Below are 14,085 nucleotides of genomic sequence, written 5' to 3'. Positions count from 1 at the left end.
ATGCGACCGCCTGTCAACGTCAAAGCAGCGGTCTTCGATCAATCATCCAGTAAATTGCACGATCGTGCTATTCTAAAATAATCATGGAGTCGAGCATCACAATGACCTCTCGCAATTTCAGCATCGAGACTATCGGCATTGTCGGAACCGGCGCAATGGGCCGCGGCATCGCACAGATTGCCGCGTTGGCCGGCCTCACTGTGCGTCTGTATGACACCAACCCTGCTGCAATCGGCGCTGCGCGCGACTACCTCGCCGAAACTTTCGCGAAGTTGACCTCTAAAGGCAAGCTCGACCAGGCGCGCTCTCTCGCCGCACTCGCGAATGTCAGCGGCGCGCAGGCCATCGGCGAGTTGGCCGGTTGCGATCTGGTCGTTGAGGCGATCGTCGAAAAACTCGACGTCAAGCAGGCGCTGTTCCGCGAACTGGAGACCATTGTGAGCGGACGCTGCATCCTCGCATCCAACACGTCTTCGCTGTCAATCACGGCAATTGCCGCCGGCTGCAGCGATCCGTCGCGCGTGGCCGGTTATCACTTCTTCAATCCCGTGCCGTTGATGAAAGTCGTCGAAGTGATCGACGGTCTGCGCAGCGATCCCGCCGCGGGTGACGCGCTGATGGATCTCGCGCGCCGCATGGGTCACACGCCGGTGCGCGCGAAAGATATGCCCGGCTTCATCGTGAATCACGCGGGCCGCGGCATGAATACCGAGGGCTTGCGCGTGGCGGGTGAAGGTGTGGCGAGTTTCGCGGACATCGACCGCATCATGCGCGAGCAGGCGGGCTTTCGCCTTGGCCCATTCGAGTTGCTCGATCTGACGGCGCTGGACGTCTCGCATCCGGTGATGGAGTCGATCTATCACCAGTTCTATGAAGAGCCGCGCTTCACGCCTTCGCCTATTACCGGCACGCGGCTCGCGGGCGGACTACTCGGCCGCAAGACGGGTGAAGGCTTTTATCGCTACGAAGACGGCAAGCAGCAGGTGCCTGCCGAAGCGCCCACGCCGACCGGATTGCCGGCCAGTGTGTGGGTCAGCAAGCGTTATCCGCAAGCGCATGACGCCGTCGCGCAACTCGTCGAAAAAGCCGGTGTGAAACTCGACGACGGCATCACGCCCGAAGCGAACTCGCTGATCGTCGTCACACCGTTCGGTCACGACGCAACCACGGCCGCGGTCGACGAAGCGCTCGACGCCGCCCGTGTCGTCGCGATCGACGCGCTCTTCCCGCTCGTTGGTGCGCAACGCCGCACGCTGATGACAACGCCCGCCACCACGCGCACCGCGCGTGACACGGCGCATGCGCTCTTTGCCGCCGACGGCGTTCCCGTCACCGTGATCCGCGACTCGACCGGCTTCGTCGCGCAACGCGTGGTGGCGACCATCGTCAACATCGGTTGCGATATCGCGCAACAACAGATCGCCACGCCGGAAGATATCGATCTCGCCGTGACGCTCGGCCTCGGCTACCCGCGCGGCCCGCTGGCGCTGGGCGACACGCTCGGCTCGACCACTATTCTCGCGATCCTGCGCAATATGTTCAGCGTGCTCGGCGACCCGCGCTATCGTCCGTCGCCCTGGCTCGCGCGGCGAGCTCAACTTGGCCTGCCGCTGACCCAGCGCGACGCAGCCGATACCGAAACGCACACCACGGAGACGCAACAATGAGCGCCGAACTGCTGACCTCGCGCCCGACCGAAAGCGAATCGACACTGGTTCTCACGCTGTCGAATCCCGGCGCGCGCAACGCGCTGCATCCGGACATGTACGCTGCCGGCATCGAGGCGCTCGACTCGGTGGAGCGCGATCCGTCGATCCGCGCCGTCGTGATTACCGGCGCCGACAACTTCTTCTGCGCGGGCGGCAATCTGAACCGTCTGCTGGAAAATCGCGCGAAAGATCCGTCCGTGCAGGCCCAGAGCATCGATCTTCTCGGCGAATGGATCTCGGCGCTGCGCCTTTCTTCAAAGCCGGTGATCGCCGCTGTCGATGGCGCCGCCGCCGGCGCGGGATTCTCGCTCGCGCTCGCGTGCGACCTGATCGTTGCCGCGGACACGGCCAAATTCGTGATGTCGTATGCACGCGTCGGCCTGACACCCGACGGCGGCGGTTCGTGGTTTCTCGCGCAAGCGCTGCCGCGTCAGTTGGCCACCGAAGTACTGATTGAAGGCAAACCGATCGGCGCCACGCGCTTGCATGAACTCGGCGTCGTCAACAAACTCGCCAAAACGGGCGCCGTGCGCGACGCCGCGGTTGCCTGGGCCGATGAGCTCGGCAAGATTTCGCCCAATTCGGTCGCTCGCATCAAGGGGCTGATCGGCGCGGCCGGCACGCAGCCACTCGCCGACCATCTCGTTGCGGAGCGCGACAACTTTGTCGCATCGCTGCATCATCGCGACAGTCTGGAAGGGATTTCCGCGTTCCTCGAAAAACGCGCTCCGGTGTATAAGTGAACATCAGTGACCGACAGGACCATGCCTGACTATCAACTGCCCAAACGCCGCCGCATCTTTCTGATGCGTCACGGCGACGTCACCTATTTCGACGGCTCCGGCCGCGCGATCGATCCCGAGACCGTGCCCTTGAACGCCAACGGCCGCGAACAGGCGAGCGCGGCGGGCCGCGAGTTCGCCGCGCAGCAGATCCGGTTCGACCGGGTGATCGTCAGCGGTTTGCCGCGTACCATCGAAACGGCGCGGCGCGTGCTCGCCGAGACCGGCCAGCAGATCGAACTGGAAATCGAGCCCGCCTGGGAAGAGATTCGCGGCGGCAAGCTCGGCAATATTCCGCTCCACGATATGGAGGCCGCGTTTCTCGGCGTGTTCGACGGAATCGTGCCGGAAAGCACGCGCTTTCTCGACGGCGAGACCATTGGCGAGTTATTCGATCGCGTGCTGCCCGCGCTCGCTGCGTTGCGCGAGGACACCTCGTGGGACACCGTGCTGCTCGTCCTGCACGGCGGCGTGAATCGCGCGATCCTGTCGCATGCGCTTACGGCCGGCGGCCGCACGTTCTTCGGGCACCTGGCGCAAGCCACCGGCTGCATCAACGCGCTCGACGTGGGCGTCGTGCCACGCGACTGGGTGCTGCGCACGATCAACTATTCACCGCCGTCGCCGCTTCATCGCGGCGTGCGCAACACCACGATGGAAATGCTCTACGCACAATTCATTCAATACAAGCGTAGCTGAACCCGAACTGGAGGAGACAGATGGTGCAAGCCACACAGACCGGCGAACCGGAACACCAGCCGGACTATTCGGACTTCGAGGGCACGCGCCCGGTCAGCGAGCGACAACGCTTCGACAGCGACGCGCTCGCCGCGTGGCTGACCCGGCACGTCGACGGATTCGCCGGCCCGCTCACGCTGGAGCAATTCGCCGGCGGGCAGTCCAATCCGACCTTCAAGCTGCTCACGCCGTCCCGCTCGTATGTGATGCGCGCCAAACCCGGTCCAGCGGCGAAACTGCTGCCGTCCGCGCACGCCGTCGAACGTGAATATCGCGTAATGCACGCGCTTGCCGACACCGATGTGCCGGTCGCGACAATGCTCGCCTTGTGCGAGGACGAAAGCGTGATTGGCCGCGCGTTCTATGTGATGGAGTTCGTCGAAGGCCGCGTGCTCTGGGACCAGTCGCTGCCCGGCATGACACCCGCCGAACGCGCCGCGATCTACGACGAGATGAACCGCGTGATCGCGGCGCTGCACAGCGTCGACGTCGCGGCGGTCGGCCTCGCCGATTATGGCAAGCCGGGCAATTACTTCGCGCGCCAGATCGGTCGCTGGAGCAAGCAGTACATCGCGTCCGAGACCGAGCCGATCGACGCCATGCAGCGCCTGATCGAATGGCTGCCGCAGCATATGCCGGCCGAAACGGGCGAGCGCGCTTCGATCGTGCATGGCGACTACCGGCTCGACAATCTGATCTTTCATCCCGAGGAACCGCGCGTGCTCGCCGTACTCGACTGGGAGTTGTCGACGCTCGGCGATCCGCTCGCCGACTTCGCCTATCACTGCATGGCGTGGCACGTCGATCCGACGCAATTCCGCGGGATCGCGGGCCTCGACTGGGCGGCCTTGGGCATTCCCGACGAAAGCCAGTATGTCGCGCGCTATTGCGAACGCACCGGCTTCGAGATTCACGGCGACTGGAATTTCTACCTGGCGTACAACATGTTTCGCATCGCCGCGATCCTGCAAGGGATCATGAAGCGTGTCGTCGACGGCACCGCGGCCAGCGCGCAGGCGCTCGACGCCGGCCGCCGCGCGAAGCCGATGGCCGAACTCGCCTGGCGCTACGCGCAGAAAGTGCGCTGAGCGGATTCGCGCGTCCGGCCGCGCCCCGAACAAACGTCGTCCGTTACCCGTCATTCGCGAGGTCTTACATGAATTTCGATTACACCCCGAAGGTTCAGGCGTTGCGCGAGAAACTGCTCGCCTTCTTCGACGAGCACATCTATCCGAACGAGCAGGCGTTCTACGCGGAGATTGCACGCAATCGACAGAACGGCAACGCGTGGCTGCCCACCGAACTGATCGAACAACTCAAACAGAAAGCGCGCGACGCCGGCTTGTGGAATCTGTTCCTGCCTGAATCCGTGCGCGGCGCCGGCTTGACGAACCTCGAATACGCGCCGCTGTGCGAGATCATGGGCCGCGTACCGTGGGCGCCCGAAGTATTCAACTGCAACGCGCCCGACACGGGCAACATGGAAACCATCGAACGCTACGGCAGCGACGACAACAAGCGCGAGTGGCTCGAACCGCTGCTGCAAGGCCAGATCCGTTCGGCGTTTCTGATGACGGAGCCTGAAGTCGCGTCGTCGGATGCGACCAATATTCAGACCAGCATCGTGCGCGACGGCGACTACTACGTGATCAACGGCCACAAATGGTGGTCGTCCGGCGCGGGCGATCCGCGCTGCAAGATCTATATCGTCATGGGCAAGACGGATCCGGATGCGCCACGCCACCAGCAGCAGTCGATGATTCTGGTTCCCGCCGACGCCACCGGCATCACCGTGCGCCGGCCGCTCACCGTCTTCGGTTACGACGACGCGCCGCACGGGCACATGGAAATCACGCTCGAAAATGTGCGCGTACCCGCCACCAACATGCTGCTCGGTGAAGGGCGCGGCTTCGAGATCGCGCAAGGTCGGCTCGGGCCGGGACGCATCCATCACTGCATGCGCCTGATCGGTCTCGCCGAACGCGCACTCGAATTGATGTCGATACGCTCGCTGCAACGTGTCGCGTTCGGCAAGCCGGTTGCCGCGCAAGGCGTCACGCAGGAGCGTATCGCCGAAGCTCGTTGCATGATCGAGCAGGCGCGTCTGCTCACCCTGAAAACGGCCTACATGATGGACACCGTCGGCAACAAAGGTGCGCGCGGCGAGATCGCCATGATCAAGGTCGTCGCGCCGAACATGGCTTGTCAGGTGATCGACTGGGCGATTCAGGCGCACGGCGGCGGCGGTGTCAGCGACGATTTCCCGCTGGCGTATGCCTATGCGTCCGCACGAACACTGCGTTTCGCCGACGGCCCCGACGAAGTGCACCGCAATGCGATCGCCAAACTCGAACTCGCACGTTATATGGATGCCGGCGCGGCGGCTCGCGTGGAGACGCCGATTACGCGGTTTTGAGGCCGGGCAGGCATTTTTTTGGAGACGCGGCGCAATCCACGAAACATTGATTTCGCCGCGGCATCTGAATCCGCATCAGCAAAAAGCGCGAGCCGGCATGAATGCCGCTCGCGCTTTTTCAATATACGTACGCGGAAACGCTAGAAATAATGCCGCGTGATGAACTCCGCGACACACACCGGCCGCTCACTGCCCTGCCGTTCCAGCGTCACATTCCATAGCACCTGCACGCCGTTGTTCTCCACTTCGGTAACGGACTCGACGGCGAATCCGGCGCGCAACCGCGAACCGACCGGCACCGGCGACGTAAAACGCACGCGATTCAATCCATAATTGACGCCCATACGCTGCTCGAGCGCCACCGTCCTGTCGAGCAGCGCCGGAATCAGCGACAGCGTCAGGAAACCGTGCGCAACGGGACCGCCGAACGGCGACTCCCGCCGTGCCCGTTCCGGGTCGACGTGAATCCATTGATGATCGCCGGTCGCTTCGGCAAAACGATCGACACTCGTCTGGTCCACCGTCAGCCATTCGCTAACGAGCGGCTCGGCACCCACCAGCGCGCGCAAGGCGGTGGCACTGCCCAACGTGGCGGCAGCCGCCGCACTGTCCGTCATGACGCGGCACCCGGATTGCGCAGCCCGAACAGTCCTTTCGAGCGCACCGTGATCACCGTTTCGCCATGCTGATTGATGCCTTCCCATTGCGTCGATACGATGCCGCGATCCGGCTTGCTCTCCGAAATACGCTTGTCGAGCACGGCGTTCATCATGGTGATCGTGTCGCCGACTCGTACCGGCTTCAACCAGCGGATTTCGTCGATGCCAGGCGAGCCCATCGACGTGGAATCCGCGAACGCGTTACGCACCAGCATGCCCATCATGACCGAACAGGTATGCCAGCCACTCGCGACCAATCCGCGGAACGGCGATTCGGCAGCCGCGGCTTCGTCCAGATGAAACGGCTGCGGATCGAACTTCTGCGCAAACTCGACGATCTCGTCACGCGTGAACGTGTGCTTGCCGATTTCGATGCTCGTGCCGACTATCAAGTCCTCGTAACTCAAACCCATTGTCGTCTCTCCTTTATTCGATTCGAGCGGCTGATCACGCCTCGGCCGCGACGAAGCCGGGCAGCGCGGCGAACCGCGCGAGATGATGATCGACATCGCCCAATGTGGTTTCGATGATAGCAAGCCGCTTGAACAGATGTGCCGCCGCCACCTCATTCGTGACGCCCATGCCGCCATGCAACTGAACCGCCTGCTGACCGACAAAGCGCGCGGCCTGACCCACCCGTGCCTTCGCAGCGGAAACCGCGCGGCGACGTTCGTCGACGTCCGTGCTGCTGTAGCGCATGGCGGCCAGATACGTGACGGAACGCGCCTGCTCGGCGTGAATCAGCATCTCCACCATGCGATGCTGCAAGGCCTGAAAACGCGCGATCGGCTGGCCGAACTGTTGGCGCGTCTTCGTGTAGTCCACGGTGGCGAGGTTCAAGGCGTCGAGCGCGCCGATTGCCTCGGCGCACAGCAGCACCGTGCCGTAGTCGGCGATATGCTCTAGCGCAGCCGCACCGGCGTGTTGGCCGGCAAGCCGGCGCGCAGGTGTGCCGTTGAATTCGAGCGTGGCGGCACGCTGGCCGTCGATCGTGCGGTAGTCCGTGATCGTGACGCCGGCCGCATGGCGCGCCACGACGAAGAGTGCGATCTCGCCGTTCAGCCGGGCGGGCACGATCCAGTGATCCGCCTGCGCGCCGTGCAATACGACCGACTTGGTGCCGCTCAATGTCTGCTGCCCGCCCTGCCCGCTCGCGGTTGTCTCAATCGAGAAAAGGTCGTAGCGAGCGTGCGGTTCGTGAAATGCCACAGCCAGTTTGATCTCGCCCTGAGCCGCACGTTCGAGCAGCGACGCGTCTTCGCCTTGTTCGCTACCCGCGAGGCGCAACGCCTCGATGCCGACCGCAGTCGCCCAATAAGGCTCGACGACCAGCGCGCGGCCGAGTTCCCGCATGACGACAAGCATGTCGATCGGGCCGCCGTTGAAACCGCCTTGCGCTTCCGGCACCGGCAGCGCAGTCAGGCCCAGTTCGGCAAACGCGGCCCAATGCGCATCGGATACACCGGTTTCCGACCGCACGATCGCCTGGCGCGCTTCGAACCCGTAGCTCTTGTCCAGATAGCGGCGCAACGCATCGGCGAATTGCTGCTGCTCTTCGTTGAAAGTGAAGTCCATGCGCCGCTCCTCAAAGTCCGAGAATCATCTGCGCGATGATGTTCTTTTGAATTTCGTTCGAGCCGCCGTAAATCGACGTCTTGCGGAAGTTGAAGTAGTACGCGGCGAGAGGCGCGGCATCGTCCTCGCCGGCGAGGCTATGTTCGCGCTCTCCTTCGAGGAACGGTATGTCGAACGGTGCGGCGAGCGGCCCGACTGCTTCGAACATCAGTTCGGTCAGCGCTTGCTGCACTTCCGTGCCCTTGATCTTCAGCATCGACGCTTCCGGTCCCGGCCCGCGTCCGCCTGTTTCATTGGCGACCACGCGTTGCACGGTGACTTCGAGCGCCATCAACTCGATTTCGAGGTTCGCGACTTTTGCGGCAAACACCGGATCTTGCAGCAGCGGCTTGCCGTTCTTTTTCTGACTCAACGCAAGGCGTTTCAGGAAGACGAGTTCGCGCTTGGACTGGCCGACCCGCGCGATGCCGGTGCGCTCGTGGCCGAGCAGATACTTCGCGTAAGTCCAGCCACGATTTTCTTCACCGACCAGATTCTCGACCGGCACCTTCACGTCTTCGAAGAAAACTTCGTTCACTTCGTGATCTTCGTCGAGCGTAATGATCGGCCGCACGGTGATACCCGGCGTTTTCATGTCGATCAGCAGGAACGAGATGCCCTCCTGCTTTTTGGCGCCGCTGTCCGTGCGCACGAGGCAGAACATCATGTCGGCGTACTGGCCGAGTGTGGTCCACGTTTTCTGACCGTTGACCACGTAATGGTCGCCGACGCGCTCCGCGCGCGTGCGCAGCGACGCCAGATCCGAACCCGAGCCCGGCTCCGAGTAGCCCTGGCACCACCAGTCCGTACCGTCGAGAATGCGCGGCAAATAGTGGCGCTTCTGTGCCTCGTTGCCGTATTTCATCAACACGGGCGCCACCATGGAGACACCGAAAGGCAGCACGGACGGCGCGCCGATACGCGCGCACTCTTCGTCCCAGATGTGCCGTTGGGTAGCGTCCCAATCCGGGCCGCCGTATTCTTTCGGCCACGCTGGCGCAGACCAGCCGCGCGTGCCAAGCAGCTTGTGCCAGCTTGCGAAGTCTTCGCGGGAAAGCCGCTTGTGATTGAGTACCTTGTCGCTCAGTTCCCGAGGCAGATTTGTCTCAAGCCAGGCGCGGATGTCGGCGCGGAACGCGCTGTCAGCGGGCGAATAGTCCAGATTCATGCGTAGTGTCTCCTGGCCGCCGCCACCCGCCGCCAGTGAGCCACTGCGCTATTGCAGCGGTTCCTTCAAGGCAGCCGGGACCGGCAGCGGCATCACTTCGATGCCTTCTTCGACCAAGGCTTTCGCGTCTTCCGGCGTGGTGACACCGCGAATATTGCGTGCGGGCGCTTCATTGTAGTGAATGCGCCGTGCTTCCTCGGCGAAGCGGTCGCCCACGTTCTCGGTCTTTTCCAGTACCTCGCGCAAGGCACGCATCGCGCGCGCCTGCATTTCCCCTGCGTCCGCCGGCGCTTTCGTTCCGGTCGCACCCGACAGGTTCAGGCGCGGCGCCGACGGCAAACGGCTCACCTCGTTCGCACCGCAGATCGGACATTCGACGAGCTTGCGGGACTGCTGCGATTCGAAGTCATCAGCCGAAGCGAACCAGCCTTCGAACCGATGGCCATGCGGACACTGTAAATCGAGGACCTTCATGTGGAATCAGGGCTTGCGTGCCAGTTTAGCGCAAAACGTAAATTTGTGAACGGTCGTTCGTAAAATTTTACAGACGAAGGCGCCGACGCCGGAAGTCGCCGACAATCCAGACGCGGTGGGCGATTTTAACGCTTTGCGCCGAGGCCCGCCGAAGGTACTCCGGAAGGCTAATGGGCTTGCCGATCACATACGCCTGCGAGGCTACGCACGCTGGCTGCCGCTCTGCTTTTATGCCACGAGGCATTCCAGTTGACGGCCCAGCCTTGGCTCGAGTTCGCGTGCCTCTTTGGCAAGGTTGATCTGCTTGGCCGACCTTGCGACCTCGAACACATCCGGCTTGATGTCATAACCACCGCGCGCGGTGAGCCAATCAAGAATGTCCGACAGATGCCACACCGATGCACTGCCCTCGTGGACCGGAGGCGGAAAGTCGATTGCGTGGTTCAGCATTAGCTTGCGCATGTTTTGCCGCGACACGCCTGCGACTTCGGCGACGTCAGTGAGGCCAACGAAATCGGGCCCCGCTTCCACAAGACGCCCGGACGGCACCACTCGTTTGAAGTCCTGGAGAGCACTGACCAGCGCCCCGAATGCGGACGCGCCTTCGCGAGTAAAGAACAGCGCGATGCGGCCCGGCTGACCGACACCAACGGTGGCGTCGTCACACCCAGCTTCGCCCAGACGCTCAACGATCGCGTCAAGATCGCAATCTTCCGCCGCGAGCTGGTACTTCAAGGTGAACACATATTCCATACGTTACTCCTGCTTTCATTCAGCCCGACACTGTCGCCAACAGAACGCCCCTGCTACCGGCGAGCCGTGCAGTTATCCACAATGCGCCGCAGATGCCTGGCATGGTTGCCGGGATTCTTCGGCGTACTCCAGACGCTCGCTATGCAGAACTCGCCGCACCGGCACTCGGCGTCTTTGTCGGGACAGTACATTTTTCCCCAGGCGTGGCTTTTGCCACCGCCCTGAACACGCCAACCGTTCTGTTCCGCGTACGCCAATGCCGCCTCGACCTCTTTCTTGGAATGGGTTCCTCGAACCATCTACGCCCTCCAATTTAATGAGTGGAAGCAAGGTTGTCAAGTGACAACAAACTTATCCACCCTGAATCAAATATCTCTCATATACTTCGCCATCCGAAGTAAAAATGCCTGATGCCGTTGCCAGAGGTCTATGCTAGAGATACAACGCTCGTGGAGCGAGACTGCCTGAAGTCATAAGACAAAGGCACGTTTTCGAGACAGGATCAATTCGATCGAAGGGTGTCGGCAGCCCGCTTGGGAGACGGAGAAAAACAAGCGCCGCCTCGCACGACATGTGTCAAGGCGGGCCATCGCGACCCGCCTTTTTTTGCGCTCTTCGTGCACACCCTGCGTCATCCTTTGAGGAGCCGTCTGACAATCCATGCGTACAGACGGTCCAGCGTCGGCTCGACGTGCCGCTCACTCCAGTCGAGCGCGATAATCGTGAACGTCACGAGCGCCGCACTCGCGATGAACCCGGCCAGCCACGGTTCCACCTGCGGCCAGTTCAGGACGATCCGCCGTGCGAGAACATTGCCACCTACGAGCGACACGACGAAATAGATCGCCTTGCGCCACGTCGTGGTCTCATGCGAACGCGTCAGATACAGGAGCGCTCCACAAGCGACGCCCAATACCCTTTCGAAGTCGTTGAGCATGTGCGACGCGACGAAGGCAACACTGCCTCTCAAGCCGCCCACCAATACCGGAGTGGCGGAAAAAACAACAGGATAAGTGGCCATGATGGTATCCAACTCCAAAGGTCCAGAAGCCGACCGGCTTGTGTGCGGCGGCGCTCGCCGGAGCGCCGCCGCACTTCGCGGTCAGGGCATGATCACCGCAACCGGTAATCAGGCGCTGCCGAGGTCCTCCCAGACCTTGCCGTCATACTTCTGCTTGCTCGTGCAAGCAGGATCGCCCGGCTCGTCGGAGCGGCTCGCCCACCACGACGCGCAGTACTTGCGCAGACCCTGGCCGCGATAGTCGTGCGTCACTACCGAGCCGCCCGGATAGTCCTGCGGCTTCCACGTGCCGGCGCTCTGGCCCGCGACGACCGTCACGGTGACCGATGCGACCGACTGCGCGCCGTCGCCGCCGTGCCCGGTCACCGTCAATTGGACCGGATACGCGATGGTCTTCGCGAGTGTTGGTGCGGTCACGGTAACGCTCGCCTGATCGGAGCCGTCGAACGACAGGCCCGGCGCGCTCCACTTGTAGACCAGCGGTGCCGGGCCGGTCGAATCCGCACCCGAGAGCGACAGCGGCGCGCCGCTCTCCACATTCGTCTTACCCGTAATGACCGCCTTCACGGAGCCACCGGACGACGGCGTGGCTTCCAGATAGATCGCCTCGCTCGACGTCGACGTGCCGTCGCTCACCGACAGCTGGATCAGGTAGTCGGTCGTCTTGGCGACGCTCGGCACAACCCCGCTCACGACCGCCTCGTGCGAGCCGTCGAACGGCAGTTGCGGCGCCGCCCACGCGTAGGACAGCGGATCGCCGTCCGGATCGAATGACGCGGTGCCCGAGAGCTGGAACGCCGTCCCCGACGCGAGTTGCATCGTCATCCGGGCTACCGGCGGCTGACCGCTTTTCGATTTCACGGTCAGCTTGACCTGCGCGGTGTTGGTGTTGCCGTGACCGTCGTCGACGGTCAGCTTCACCGTGTAGCTCGTGGCGGCACCCGTCGGCACGACGCCGTCGACCTCGACAGTGGTGGCGCCGTCGAACGGCAGCCCCGGAGCCGACCACAGGTAAGTCAGCGCATCGCCATCCGGATCGTTCGAGCGCTTGCCGCTGAAGTGAACCGCGTCGCCTGCGAACGCTTCCAGCGGACCGTCGATCGCGGCCGCCGGCGGTCGGTTGCCGCCCTGCACATTGATGCCCTTGAAGTAGAACGGCGACATGTCGATCGTCTGCTTCTCGATCTCGTTGCCGAGCCCTTCGCGCGCGGCATTGACGAGCACGCCGCCGTCCATCTCGATGGTCCAGGTGAACAGACCCGCGAGACCGCGCTGACGCGCGTATTCGCCCTTGGCTTTCACCGTGCGCGGCGTATCGACCGAAATGAAGAGTCTCGAGTCTTTGCTGTACAGGTAATCGGCGTCGGCGACTTCGTCGGTATAGACGTCGTAGCCGTTGATGCCACGCTGGTTCTCCAGATCGAGGTAGTTATAGATCAGGTCGTACCATTCCGTCGTGCCCGATTCGAAGCTCCCGGTGGTCGTGCCCATGCCGGGATCGTAGGTGCCTTCGAGCGGCGACAGGTTAGTGAGCTTTGCATTGCGCGCGCTGCGGCTATACGCCGCGTAGCCGATCGCCACACGGTTCAACGGTACGCCGGTCTGGACCAGATAGTCGATCGCGGCGTCGATGCTGAACTCGTCCGGGTCGCTCGGGTGGCTCGGATGCAGGTTCGTATGGTGCGCGAGCTTCGGCGCCCACGGCGTGCCGAAGAAGTCGTAAGTCATGAGGTTGATGCCGTGCACGCCGGCATCGATCATGCCCTTCAGGTCGGCTTTCTTCATCTTCGACAAGGCGGCCGATGCGGCAATGCTGATCATCACATCCTTGCGGGCCGCGCCGTCGAACGCTTGCCTGAGTTCGCGCACCAGTGCCTGGAAGTTCGGCGTATCGGCATCGGAATAGGTATTGCCGTCGTTACCCTCTGCCGCCGGGTACTCCCAGTCGAGATCGATCGCGCCGAACATCGGGAAGCGCTTGAAGAGATCGAGGATGCTGTTGATCAGCGTCTTGCGCCGCGCCGGATCGGCGACCACCCAGTGAAACGCCTCGCTCATCGTCCAGCCGCCGATACTGAACGACAGCACCAGGTCGGGATTCTTGGCCTTCAGCTTGCGCAGACCGCCCAGCACCCCTTGCGCGGTGTCCTGATGGAACAGTGCCTGATAGTCGTTGCTCACCCAGCCCGGGAAGCCACAGTTGCGATACGAAGCGACGTCGCCCCATGCATCGACGAACGTGGCCTCGTCTTTCTTGCGGCCGAAATCCTGCGCGGCGCGGTTGATGGTGTTCTGCTTCTCGCCCTTGTCGCCGATGATGCCGGCAAAGCCGAGCACGAGCTTGTCATAGGCTTTCGCGTCGAGCAGCATCAGGTCGATGCCTCGGCCGCACGAATCGTCGGCGAAATCGCCGTCGTAGCGCCCGTCGTATTGCGACCAGTCCGTGTAGTAGCCGAACACCTTCGCGTCGTTCGGCTTGTAGCTGTTGTAGACCCGCTTCGCCACCCGGCCGGACGTGTAGCTGAACTTCTCGACTTCGGTGGCCGGCTGGTAGCCGTTCATCTGATACTTCTTTTCCGTCGCGCCCTTGGCACCGGCCTTGTCGCCCGGATCGCCGTTGTACACCAGCTTGCTGTTCTGGCGCCCCTGCTGTACGGAGCCGCTTGCGGACGTGGGAGTATTCGATTGCGTCATAAGAACCTCGTTCATGAAAAGTGGATGTCGACTGCTACGCACCGTGGCGTTGCCTGA

General features: G+C 62.8%; 14 protein-coding genes. 5 read left to right on the top strand and 9 right to left on the bottom strand.

Going from position 1 to position 14,085, the window contains the following annotated elements:
* Positions 1-101: 101 nt before the first annotated feature.
* The 5 genes from PDMSB3_RS06205 (at position 102) to PDMSB3_RS06185 (ending at position 5,645) form a co-directional block, all read left to right on the top strand.
* On the top strand, positions 102-1,667 hold the full coding sequence (locus PDMSB3_RS06205; protein ID WP_165185407.1) for a 3-hydroxyacyl-CoA dehydrogenase: 1,566 nt from the start codon (positions 102-104) through the stop codon (positions 1,665-1,667).
* Positions 1,664-2,452, top strand: coding sequence for an oxepin-CoA hydrolase, alternative type (locus tag PDMSB3_RS06200; RefSeq protein WP_165185405.1), 789 nt, complete (start codon positions 1,664-1,666; stop codon positions 2,450-2,452). Before PDMSB3_RS06205 ends, PDMSB3_RS06200 begins: the two co-directional genes overlap by 4 nt.
* Positions 2,453-2,473: 21 nt before the next feature.
* Entirely contained in the window at positions 2,474-3,190 is a 717-nt protein-coding gene (locus tag PDMSB3_RS06195; RefSeq protein WP_165185403.1) for a histidine phosphatase family protein, read from the top strand.
* Between the two features lie 20 nt (positions 3,191-3,210).
* Complete coding sequence (locus PDMSB3_RS06190) at positions 3,211-4,317, top strand: phosphotransferase (protein WP_165185401.1); 1,107 nt, start codon at positions 3,211-3,213, stop codon at positions 4,315-4,317.
* Between the two features lie 68 nt (positions 4,318-4,385).
* Complete coding sequence (locus PDMSB3_RS06185; protein WP_165185398.1) at positions 4,386-5,645, top strand: acyl-CoA dehydrogenase family protein; 1,260 nt, start codon at positions 4,386-4,388, stop codon at positions 5,643-5,645.
* 140 nt (positions 5,646-5,785) lie between these two features.
* Here PDMSB3_RS06185 and PDMSB3_RS06180 read toward each other — a convergent pair whose 3' ends face one another.
* From PDMSB3_RS06180 to PDMSB3_RS06145, 9 genes are all read right to left on the bottom strand, one after another.
* Positions 5,786-6,262 (bottom strand): MaoC family dehydratase, encoded by a 477-nt coding sequence (locus tag PDMSB3_RS06180; RefSeq protein ID WP_007175591.1) that lies wholly within the window; start codon positions 6,260-6,262, stop codon positions 5,786-5,788.
* Positions 6,259-6,717 (bottom strand): MaoC family dehydratase, encoded by a 459-nt coding sequence (locus PDMSB3_RS06175; RefSeq protein WP_007175592.1) that lies wholly within the window; start codon positions 6,715-6,717, stop codon positions 6,259-6,261. Before PDMSB3_RS06175 ends, PDMSB3_RS06180 begins: the two co-directional genes overlap by 4 nt.
* A gap of 34 nt (positions 6,718-6,751) precedes the next feature.
* Entirely contained in the window at positions 6,752-7,879 is a 1,128-nt protein-coding gene (locus PDMSB3_RS06170; protein ID WP_007175593.1) for an acyl-CoA dehydrogenase family protein, read from the bottom strand.
* A gap of 10 nt (positions 7,880-7,889) precedes the next feature.
* The gene (locus PDMSB3_RS06165) at positions 7,890-9,086 is read right to left on the bottom strand and encodes an acyl-CoA dehydrogenase family protein (RefSeq protein ID WP_165185396.1); all 1,197 of its coding nucleotides are present in this window, start codon (positions 9,084-9,086) and stop codon (positions 7,890-7,892) included.
* 48 nt (positions 9,087-9,134) lie between these two features.
* Positions 9,135-9,560 (bottom strand): DUF1178 family protein, encoded by a 426-nt coding sequence (locus PDMSB3_RS06160; RefSeq protein ID WP_007175595.1) that lies wholly within the window; start codon positions 9,558-9,560, stop codon positions 9,135-9,137.
* Positions 9,561-9,788: 228 nt separating this feature from the next.
* On the bottom strand, positions 9,789-10,313 hold the full coding sequence (locus PDMSB3_RS06155; RefSeq protein WP_007175596.1) for a helix-turn-helix transcriptional regulator: 525 nt from the start codon (positions 10,311-10,313) through the stop codon (positions 9,789-9,791).
* A gap of 53 nt (positions 10,314-10,366) precedes the next feature.
* Positions 10,367-10,612: a hypothetical protein gene (locus PDMSB3_RS37775; protein ID WP_007175597.1), complete on the bottom strand. Its 246-nt coding sequence runs from the start codon at positions 10,610-10,612 to the stop codon at positions 10,367-10,369.
* Between the two features lie 332 nt (positions 10,613-10,944).
* The gene (locus PDMSB3_RS06150; RefSeq protein ID WP_165185394.1) at positions 10,945-11,334 is read right to left on the bottom strand and encodes a putative holin; all 390 of its coding nucleotides are present in this window, start codon (positions 11,332-11,334) and stop codon (positions 10,945-10,947) included.
* 108 nt (positions 11,335-11,442) lie between these two features.
* A complete protein-coding gene (locus PDMSB3_RS06145) occupies positions 11,443-14,028 on the bottom strand; it encodes a glycoside hydrolase family 18 protein (protein WP_165185392.1) in 2,586 nt (861 codons plus the stop codon).
* Positions 14,029-14,085 lie beyond the last annotated feature (57 nt).

Origin of the sequence: Paraburkholderia dioscoreae, assembly GCF_902459535.1 — a bacterium.
GTDB lineage: Bacteria > Pseudomonadota > Gammaproteobacteria > Burkholderiales > Burkholderiaceae > Paraburkholderia > Paraburkholderia dioscoreae.
This window is presented reverse-complemented; position numbering and strand designations above follow the sequence as displayed.